This is a genomic window from Pseudarthrobacter linnaei (assembly GCF_055412825.1).
On sequence record NZ_JBVAYX010000050.1, the window covers coordinates 1 to 9917 of the forward strand.

A 9917-nucleotide genomic window follows, 5' to 3' on the forward strand; every position below is an offset into this window, starting at 1 on the left:
GCGGGCCGCGCGCCACCGGCCACGGGCGGTGGCGCATGGGCGGCCGGGCCGGCCGTGGGCAGCAGCGCCAGCGAGGGGCGGCGGGCCGGCCGGTCCGTGGGACCGCCCCCGGAGAGGTCCTTCCCCGGGCGGGGTTGTTCCCCGGTGGGGCTTAGCTTCCTGCGGCCGCTGAGCGCGCTTCGCTGAGCTGCAGCCCGCTGCGGTACTCCACCGGCTTGCCGGTGATCGGGTCGGCGAACCGGATCCCGCGCGCGAGCAGCTGGAGCGGCTTCGAGTAATCGTCCGGCGCCTTGTCCAGCAGCTCCGGGTAGAAGGCATCGTTGACGATCCCCAGCCCCAGGGACGCCATGTGGACGCGGAGCTGGTGGGTCTTGCCTGAGTGCGGCTCAAGCCGGTACAGCGCACGGCGCCGGGCGGCGCCGTGGGCCGCGCTGCCGAAGAGGGGGCCGGCGGGATTTTCCGGGCCAGGGCCGTCAGTTGCTGCGTCGGGGCCGGGGAAGGTCTGCACCCGTTCGATCCGGGTTTCGGCGTTGGGTTCGCCGTCGACCACCTCGGCGAGCAGGTAGCTGCGGGACTTCGTCATCCGGTTCCGGACCACCACGGGGAAGCCGGTGGCGGGGTGCCCGGGCGCGGGCTCGGCCGCGGCCACACACTCGTATTCCTTCTGGACCTGGCGTTTCTCGAAGAGCACCTGGTACTTGCCCCGGGTTTCCGGATTCGTGGAGAGCAGCAGGATCCCGGCGGTCATGCGGTCCAGCCGGTGCATGGGAATGAGGTCCGGCAGGTTCAGATGGTTCCGGAGCCGCACCAGCGCGGACTCCTGGATGTAGGTGCCGCCGGGGGTGGTGGGCAGGAAGTGCGGCTTGTCCACGACGAGAAGGTGGTCGTCCTGGTGCAGAATCTTCAGTTCCACCGGGATCCGTTCCTCCGGCGGCAGCGTGCGGTAGTACCAAATGAAGGTGTGGTTCCGCAGGGGGGTGGCGCGGTCCAGCGGGATGCCGGCTTCGCCCACAATCTCGCCGGCGTCGAAGCGGTCCTCGATGCCCTGCGGGTCGATATGGCCCCAGCGGTGCATCATGTAGTCCATCGCGGTGTCCCAGGGCCCCTCGTCCGGGAGGCGGAGGCGGGTTGCATTGACACCGTCGCGCACGGGCAGAGGGGATCGCATCACCGGTCCATTCTACTTTGCCGGCCCCGCCTCGCCGGTCCGGGGCTGTCTGCGGGGTGGGCTGCGTCTTCGGGGTGGCCCGCCGCGTCGCGCGCCCGCCGCGCGCCCGCCCGCCGCGAGATCGCCGGAAGCGTGCTGGCTTCGCCGTAAGCTCTCGGCGACCGGGCACGCTTCCGGCGAGCCCGGCGCGCAGCCCTTCCGACGGTAAAAAAGTTCTTGACAAATAAAACTGTCGGTGGCCATGCTGGAAGCATGCTGGACATCGAGGTGATCGAAGACCCGGCCGCGGCGGAGGCCGCCCTGGACCCCATCCGGACCCGCATCCTGATGGAACTCGCCGAACCCGGCTCGGCCACGCAGCTCGCCGCGAAGGTGGGCTTGCCGCGCCAGAAGGTCAACTACCACCTCAAGGCCCTGGAACGTCACGGGCTGGTGGAACTCGTGGCTGAGCGCCGCAAGGGCAACGTCACGGAGCGCATCCTGCAGGCCAGCGCCGCCTCGTACCTGATCTCCCCGGCGGCGCTCGCCTCCGTGGCCCCGGACCCGCACCGGTTCTCCGACCGGTTTTCGGCCTTCTGGCTGCTGGCCCTCGCCAGCCGCATGGTCCAGGAGATGGGCCAGCTCATCACCGGCGCCGCTGTGGCCAAACAGCACCTCGCCACCTTTGCTATCGACGGCGAGATTACCTTTCGCACCGCCGCGGACCGGGCCGCCTTCGCCGAGGAACTGGGCATCGCCGTGACCCGGCTCGTGGACAAATACCACGGCAGCGGACCCGGGACACCGGCGGAGGGCGCCACCGCGGGCGGCGGGCGCAAGCATCGCCTCGTCGTCGCGCTCCACCCAACACTGAAAACGGCAACACCCAAGGCATTACCCACCAACCCATCAGCTAAGGAGCAGGACAATGACTGACCAGCGCAATTTCGAAATCGTCGTGGACACGGAACTGCCCGCCACCCCGGAGCGCGTCTGGGAAGCGGTCACCAAGAACGAAGCCGGCTGGATGTTCCCCACCGACGAGTGGCCGGCCGTGCGGCCCGTGGAGGACTACCCCCGCCACCTGGTGTCCCGGATGGACGGCCCGGACGGCTGGTTCAACCAGTTGGAGCACGTGCTGGAACCGCTCGACGGCGGCCGCGCCCGGCTGCACTACGTCCACAGCGGCATCTTCACCGAGAACTGGGACCAGCAGTACGACGGCGCCAGCAAGCACACCGAGTTCTACCTGCACACCCTCGGCCAGTACCTGAAGTACTTTGACGGTCGGCCGGTGGTGTTCACGGACATCCAGGCCCCTCCCGCCTCGGCGGCGCCGGACGGCTTCGTGCGGCTCACGAAGGCCCTGGGTGTTGACGGCGCGGAACCCGGCACCATTGTGGAGCTGGAGCTCGACGGCTTCGGGCGGCTCCAGGGGGAGGTGGACTTCGCCAACGAGAACTTCCTCGGCCTGCGCACCGCGGACACGCTGTACCGGTTCTTCGGCCGCAATGCCTTCGGCGCCACGGTCGGCATGACGGTCCACGATTTCAGCGGCGGCGGGGAATCAGAATCCACGGCGAAGGCGTGGGGCAGGTTCCTCAAGAAGGTCTACGCCTAGCCCGCCCGCACCTCCCAGCCCCGCCGCGGGGCGCAGAAAGCCAGCAAGCGGCCAGCCGGGCGACACAGAATATTTCGTGCGACACCTGAAATTCCTGGCGACACCGGAATAAGGGTGCGCCAGGAATTTTGCGCGTCGTGGAGCAGTGTCCGAGTCGCAGGCGCCGCCCGTGCCCGGGGTGGCGCGTGTCAGGCGATGGCTGCCGCGGGCATCGGGACCGCGCTCTACGCCCTGGCCATCAGCCCGCTCGTGCAGCTCCTGCTGCCGCGGTTCACCGAGCCGGAGCAGCAGGGGTCCGGGCTGCCCGCGGCTGCAGCTGATCCTGCGGTCGCAGCAGCATACTAGGACGCCGGACGCCGGACGCCGGACGCCGGACGCCACGCCGCCGGACGCCACGCCGCCGCACGCCACGCCACGCCGCGGCACGCTACGACACCGCACGCTACGACACCGCACGCCAGGCCTCCGCGGCACGCGCCGCGGAGTGGAACTAGGCCGGTCCCGGCAGGGGCTGGCAGGTCGGGCACCAGTAGATGTCCCGCTCCTCCGTGCCGGTGGCCTTGGCGAGGACGCCGCGCCGCACCGGAGTCCGGCATTTCAGGCATGGCTGGTTTTCGCGCCGGTAGACCCAGTAACCGGGCAATCCGGAGGTCCGGCCCACGGCAGTGCCGCGCTGGTTCAGGACCGTGGTCCGGCGCCCGGCGCCCAGGTTGGCCTCCAGCAGCACCTTGGCGTCGGTGATCATGGCCGCCACGTCAGGCACTGCCGAAACGGGGGCCGCCGGGTGCACGCCGGAGAGGAAGCAGGCCTCGCAGCGGTAAATGTTGCCAATCCCGGCGAGGTTCCGCTGGTCCAGCAGGGCGACGCCGATCGGGACCTCCGGCGCCGCGCGGATCCGTCGCTCCGCCTCGGCCAGATCCCAGTCCGGACCCAGCAGATCGGGACCCAGGTGGCCCACGACGGAATGTTCCTCGGAGGTGCGGACCACCTCGAGGATCCCCAGCGAGAACCCGACGGCGTCCGCCGCCGCGGTGCGCAGCACGCAGCGCGCGGTGAACCCCGGCTTCCGCCAGCGGCCGCCTGGCGGGTAGACCTGCCAGGCCCCTTCCATCTTGAGGTGGGAATGGATCGTCAGCCGGTCAGGTTCCGGCGGGCCACCGGCCCGGGCCGGGCCCTCAAGCCGCATGAGCAGGTGCTTGCCCCGCGGGACCACCTCGGTCACGGTCCAGCCGCCCAGTTTAAGTGTGGCGAACCGCGGTACCCGGAAATCGGAGGAGATGAGCTGCTGGCCGGACAGTGCGGCATGCAACTGGGCGGCCGCGCGGAACACCGAATCGCCCTCAGGCACGGATCCTCAATCCCTTGGGGGTGGAATAGGCGCCGGCGTGGGCCAGGGCGGCGGCGATGGGCGTGTCGAGAATGCCGTGGCCGTTGACCTTTTCCATGATGAGTTTGTCCACCGCGCCCCGGGTGACGACGCCGACCAGGGCGGCACCGGCCGCGGCCAGGACCTCGGTGTCCTCGCTGAAGGCCAGCAGGGTCTTGCCGCCGCGTTCCACATAAAGGGCCAGGGCGCCGTCGACAAGCACCACAAGGGCGCCGGCCTTCCTGCCCGGTCGGTGTCCGGTTCCCGCTTCGACGTTCAGGGCAGGCCAGGGAAGGGCGGCGCCGTAGGGGTTGGCGGGGTCCGTCGCGGCCAGGGCCAGGGCCACCGGGTCGGGTTTGTGGAGCTCGGTGTCCTCGGCGTAGGAACGCAGCCGGTCCACGGTCGCGGGAACGGCGAACTGTGCCGCGCCGAGATGCTCGATGAAGTAGCCACGGCGGCACCGTCCGGCCTCCTCCAGCCGGGCCAGGACTTTGTACATCAGGCCGAAGCCGCCCAGGATGTTCTCGGCCATGACCGACCCGCGGGTGACCACGCCGTACCGGTCGAGCAGGAGTTCCGCGGTGGCCCGGGCGTGGATGGTGGCATCGAGCTCGGGGGCGGGCAACGCGGACCAGCGGCCGGCGGCCGGCGGGGGAGTGGCTGCCGCTCCGCTCCCGGAGCCGTACCGGCCCCCGGTGAGCCCGGGGGGTCCGAGCAGACCGGTGCCGTGGGCGCGGCCCAGCCGGCTCAACCGGGGGGCCCGTGCCCGCGGGGCGCGGGCGACCTGCCGGTGTGCGGTGTGCCCGCCGGCAATCATGGCCCGGACCGGGGCGAAGGTATCGCCCGTGATCCGGCCAGCCCAGGCGAGGTCCCAGAGCGCGGAGACGACGTCCTGGTCGCTGAGCACCGAGTCCATGCCGCCGGCAACGTCTGTCAGCTGCCGGAAGAAGTAGCCGCCGCCGTTGTTGCGCAGGTGGTCCAGCAGCCGCTGCTGCGCGTCGCCCGGCTCGAAGTCGATGGCCGGGTTCAGGGTCAGCTCGGCCGAATCGGCAAGGTGCAGGCTGACCCAGCCGTCGTTGCCCGGGAGCGCGCCGGCGCCGGACCAGAGGACCTCGCCGGCAGCCATCAGCTCATCGAGCATGGCAGGCTGATAGTCGGACACCCGGCTGGCGAGGACCAGCGGTTCCCAGGCGGAGGCCGGAATGGGCACACCGGACAGCTGGTCGACGGCCGTGATGATCCCGTCCAGTCCCCGCAGCGCCGACTGCCCGCGCTTGCCCGGGACCCTGACGTTCTGCCAGGCCGGCAGGAAGCGGCCGTAGGCGGCGGCATCCACGGGCTCGACCTCGGCACGCAGCGCGGCGAGCGAGCGGCGGCGGAGCTTGCGCAGGACTTCGGCATCGCACCATTCACTGACGCCCGCCAGCGATGGGGCCGTGGGCGCGGTGGCGTGGGTCCCGCCGGCAGCGGCGGAGACCGCGTCGCCGCCGGCGCCGGCTTCGGGAGCAGAGGCCGGGGCCGGGGCATGCGGGGGTGCGGCGTGCGGGCGGAACTCGCCTTCCACCACCCGTCCGTCCGCGGCGAGCCGCTTCAGCGCGGTGCCGGCGACGGCGACGCCGAGTCCCAGCCGGGCGGCGGCCTCCGCGGACGTGAACGGCCCGTGGGTGCGGGCATAGCGCGAGACAAGGTCGCCCAGCGGATCAGCGACCGGCTCGATGAAGGCCAGCGGCACACCCATCGGCAACGGAACGCCGAGGGCGTCGCGCAGGCGGGCAGCGTCCTCCACCGCGGCGTAGCGCTCGGCGCCGCCGATGTTGACCTTGATGGCGCGGTTGGCGCGCTGGAGCGCCGCCAGATGCGCAGCGGCATCGGCGACGGCAGCCACGACCACGACCGCCGGCTCCATTCCCGGAGCCTCGGAAAGCCCATCCTCAGGGCCAAGACCTGCCTCAGGTCCAAACCCGGCCGCCGCGGCAGGCTCAGCCTCAGGTCCGGGCCCGACCGCCGGACCAAGCCCAGCCGCAGGGCCAAGCCCGGCCGCCGGTTCGAGCCTGGCGGCGACGTCCTCCGGGGTCAGCGGGCCCAGCAGGCGAAGCAGGTCCGCGACACCCTCCAGCCCGCGCACCTTCCGGTCCGGTGCGAGCCGCTGGAGCTCCCGCTCGGTGGCGTCAATGACCTTGGCGTCGAGCAGTTCGCGCAGCTCGACCCGGCCGAGGAGCTCATTGAGCAGGGTTGAATCCAGCGCCAGCGCGGCGGCCCGGCGCTCGGCCAGCGGGGAATCGCCCTCGTAGAGGAACTGCGCGACGTAGCCGAAGAGCAGGGACTTGGCGAACGGCGAGGGCTGCTGGGTGGTGGTCTGCAGGATCCGCAGTTCGCGGCGCTCGATGGACGCGGCGATGTCCTTCAGAGCCGGCAGGTCGTAGACATCCTGCAGGCATTCGCGGACGGTCTCAAGGACGATCGGGAAAGTGGGGTACTTCCGCGCGACGTCCAGCAGTTGGGCCGAGCGCTGCCGCTGCTGCCACAGGGGCTGCCGTTTGCCCGGGGTCTGCCGGGGGAGCAGCAGGGCCCGGGCGGCGCACTCACGGAAACGGGAGGCGAAGAGGGCGCTGCCGCCGACCTCCGCCGTCACGATCTGTTCGAGTTCCTCGGGGTCGAAGAGGAACAGCTCGGCCCCTGGAGGCTCGTCCTCCATCATGGGCACGCGCAGCACAATGCCATCGTCGGCGGCCATCGCGGAGCCGTCCATCCCGTAGCGCTGGTGCAGCCGCTGCCCGACGGCGAGGGCCCACGGTGCGTGCACCGGCATGCCGAACGGGCTGTGCAACACCACCCGCCAGTCGCCGAGTTCGTCGTGGAAGCGCTCCACCACCAGGGTGGTGTCGCTGGGGACCACCTCAGTGGCCAGCTTCTGCTCCGCAAGGTACTGGATCAGGTTGTTCGCTGCGAAATCGTCCAGGCCGCTGGCCTTGCAGCGTTCGGTGGCCGGCCCGACGTCGGACGCGGACAGTTCGCGCACGAACGCGCCCAGGGCGCGGCCGAGGTCCACCGGGCGGCCGAGGGAATCTCCCTTCCAGAACGGGAGCTTCCCCGGCTGGCCGAAGGCGGGGGAGACCAGGACCCGGTCGTGGGTGATGTCCTCGATCTTCCAGCTGGTGGCGCCGAGGGCGAATACGTCACCCACCCGGGACTCGTAGACCATTTCCTCGTCCAGTTCGCCGACCCGGCGGCCGCCCTTTGCTGCCGCGGCGGCCGGACTGGCCGCCCGGCCGTCGCCGCTGGCGGAGCCCGGGGACCCGGAGGAACCGGTGCCCTCCGTCTCGGTGCCGATGATGTAGACGCCGAAGAGCCCGCGGTCCGGGATGGTGCCGCCGGAGGTGACTGCCAGCCGCTGGGCGCCGGGGCGGCCCTCGATGGTGCCCGCATTGCGGTCCCAAATGATGCGGGGCCGCAGTTCGGCGAATTCGTCCGAGGGGTAGCGGCCAGCGAGCAGGTCCAGGGTGGCCTCGAAGGCGGAGCGGGGGAGGGAGGCGAACGGCGCCGACCGGCGCACCGTGGAGAACCATTCCTCCACATCGATGGACCCCAGCGCGGTGGCGGCGACGGTCTGCTGGGCCAGGATGTCCAGCGGGTTCGCAGGGACGTAGAGCCGCTCGATCTTGCCGGCGAGCATCCGTTCCACGGTGATGGCGGTGTGCACCAAGTCTGCGCGGTGTTTGGGGAACAGCACGCCCTGGGAGATCTCGCCGACCTGGTGGCCGGCGCGGCCCACCCGCTGCAGCCCGCTGGCCACCGACGGCGGTGATTCAACCTGCACCACGAGGTCCACGGCGCCCATGTCGATGCCCAGTTCAAGGGAGGATGTGGCCACGACGCAACGCAGCCGGCCGGATTTCAGGTCGTCCTCGATCAGGGCCCGCTGATCCTTGGAGACCGAGCCGTGGTGGGCCCGGGCCAGGACCGGGTCGGCCCCGGCGGTGCTGCCAGCTTGGGCCATCATGTGTGCCGGTGTCGCGGTGGAGGTCGGTACCGCGGTGGATGCTGGCGCGGCGGGAGTGCCGCCGGCGGGTGCTCCCGCCGGGACGGGCTCGTAGTCGGGCGCTCCGGCACCGGACCCGGCCCAGCCGCCGCCTGCGGCCATCAGCTGCCGCTCGGCGTAGATCTCGTTGAGCCGGGCGGTCAGGCGTTCGGCGAGCCGGCGGGAATTGGCGAACACAATGGTGGACTGGTTGGCCAGCACCAGGTCCACGATCTTCTCCTCTACGTGCGGCCAGATCGATGCCTGCGGCTGCAGCCCGGACGCCGGGCCGGAGTCGAACGCGCCGGCCGCGCCCTGCAGGTCGGACATGTCCTCCACCGGGACGGAGACCGTCAGGTCCCACGTCTTCTTCGAGGGCGGGGCCACGATTTCAACTGGCGCGGAGCCGGCGAGGAACTGCGCCACCAGCTCCTTGGGCTCGACAGTGGCCGAGAGCCCGATCCGCTGGGCGGGTTTCGGGAGCAAAGCGTCGAGGCGTTCCAGGGACACGGCCAGGTGGGCGCCGCGTTTGGTGCCCGCGACGGCGTGGACCTCATCGACGATGATGGTGTCCACCTCGCTGAGCGTCTCCCGCGCCTTGGACGTGAGCATCAGGAAGAGCGACTCGGGCGTGGTGATGAGGATGTCCGGCGGGTGGCTCAGCAGCGAGCGGCGGTCCGACGCCGGGGTGTCACCGGAACGGACACCGACGGTGATCAGCGGGGCGGGCAGGTTCAGGCGTTTGGCGGTCTGGGTGATGCCGATCAGCGGGGCGCGCAGATTGCGTTCGACGTCGACGCCCAGAGCCTTGAGCGGTGAGATGTAGAGCACCCTGGTGTTGCGTTTGGGCGCCTTCCGCCGGGTGCCCTTCGCGGTGTCCAGGCCGGGCAGTTCCTCGGGTTCGGCGGGGGCTGAGACGAGCAGCCTGTCGAGCGCCCAGAGGAAGGCCGCGAGCGTTTTGCCGGAACCGGTGGGAGCGACCACGAGCGCGTGCGCACCGGAGGAGATCGCGTTCCAGGCGCCGTTCTGGGCCGGGGTGGGCTCGGCAAAGGCGCCAAGGAACCAGTCCCGGGTCGGCCGGCTGAACCGGCCCATGGCGTCTGCCTCGAGTGCGCCGCCGGCGTGCTGCCCCTTCATTCCTCCATCATGCCTTAACCCGCCGACAGGAAATGGCGGGCGGTAATCCGGTGGGTCTAACCCCCGCGAGGTGAGACTTTGCGCCCATGACCCGGGCGCGCATGGGCGGGAAATCCCACCTCGACGTCAGCGAGGTTACTGGGCCTGGACAGCGCCGATGGTGAGCAGGTTGATGTCGGCGTTGGTGCAGGCGTCCCTGGGCTGGGCGAGGAACAGCGAGGCGGTGTCTTCGGGCGGGTAGATGCGGAAGCCTGCTGCCGGTACGACCGTGCAGTCCGGGTGGTTGCGGGCCTGCGTGTAGCGCAGCGTGGCGGCGCCGGCCTGGCCCGGTTCGAGCAGAACCTCGGTGGCGGGGGTGGTGTCCCGGGCCGCTGCGGCGCCGATCGGGGCTCCATCGGCACCGGCGGTGAGGGAAACGCCGGGAAAGCCGACCAGCAGGCAGGGTTCGGAGCCCGAGTTCGTCAGGAGCAACTGCATGTAGACGCTGCCGGCCGCGCCGCCGCCGGGGGAATCGGTCGTGGCCGTCAGCCCGGCTGCCTTGCACAGTGCGGGGCTGGCCGGCGCAGGCGCGGGCGCCGCAGGCGCGGGCGCGGCAGGCGCGGGAGTTGCGGTGCCGGGGCCGGCGGCC

Annotated in this window: 7 protein-coding genes; 3 read left to right on the forward strand and 4 right to left on the reverse strand. The window is 71.3% G+C overall.

All coding sequences use genetic code 11. The annotated features are described in order from the left end of the window. Window positions 1–151 precede the first annotated feature (151 nt). Window positions 152–1168, reverse strand: a complete 1017-nt coding sequence (locus ACZYZ3_RS20140) for an RluA family pseudouridine synthase (protein WP_463965551.1) — start codon at window positions 1166–1168, stop codon at window positions 152–154. A gap of 252 nt (window positions 1169–1420) precedes the next feature. Here ACZYZ3_RS20140 and ACZYZ3_RS20145 point away from each other — a divergent pair, with 252 nt between their 5' ends. The 3 genes from ACZYZ3_RS20145 (at window position 1421) to ACZYZ3_RS20155 (ending at window position 3113) form a co-directional block, all read left to right on the forward strand. Then, window positions 1421–2083 (forward strand): helix-turn-helix domain-containing protein, encoded by a 663-nt coding sequence (locus ACZYZ3_RS20145; protein WP_463965545.1) that lies wholly within the window; start codon window positions 1421–1423, stop codon window positions 2081–2083. Continuing rightward, the gene (locus ACZYZ3_RS20150; protein WP_463965546.1) at window positions 2076–2768 is read left to right on the forward strand and encodes an SRPBCC family protein; all 693 of its coding nucleotides are present in this window, start codon (window positions 2076–2078) and stop codon (window positions 2766–2768) included. Before ACZYZ3_RS20145 ends, ACZYZ3_RS20150 begins: the two co-directional genes overlap by 8 nt. 195 nt (window positions 2769–2963) lie before the next feature. Continuing rightward, window positions 2964–3113: a hypothetical protein gene (locus ACZYZ3_RS20155; RefSeq protein WP_463965547.1), complete on the forward strand. Its 150-nt coding sequence runs from the start codon at window positions 2964–2966 to the stop codon at window positions 3111–3113. Window positions 3114–3258: 145 nt separating this feature from the next. On the opposite strand, the gene ACZYZ3_RS20160 is transcribed toward ACZYZ3_RS20155, so the two are convergent. The 3 genes from ACZYZ3_RS20160 to ACZYZ3_RS20170 all read right to left on the reverse strand — a co-directional run. Next, entirely contained in the window at window positions 3259–4116 is an 858-nt protein-coding gene (locus ACZYZ3_RS20160) for an Fpg/Nei family DNA glycosylase (protein WP_463965548.1), read from the reverse strand. Then, window positions 4109–9289 carry an Lhr family helicase gene (locus ACZYZ3_RS20165; protein WP_463965549.1) on the reverse strand — a complete coding sequence of 1727 codons (5181 nt, stop codon included), beginning with the start codon at window positions 9287–9289 and terminating at the stop codon, window positions 4109–4111. The genes ACZYZ3_RS20160 and ACZYZ3_RS20165 overlap by 8 nt, the downstream gene beginning before the upstream one ends. 135 nt (window positions 9290–9424) lie before the next feature. Further along, window positions 9425–9917: DUF4232 domain-containing protein (locus ACZYZ3_RS20170; RefSeq protein WP_463965550.1), on the reverse strand; the 493-nt coding region annotated here is incomplete at its 5' end.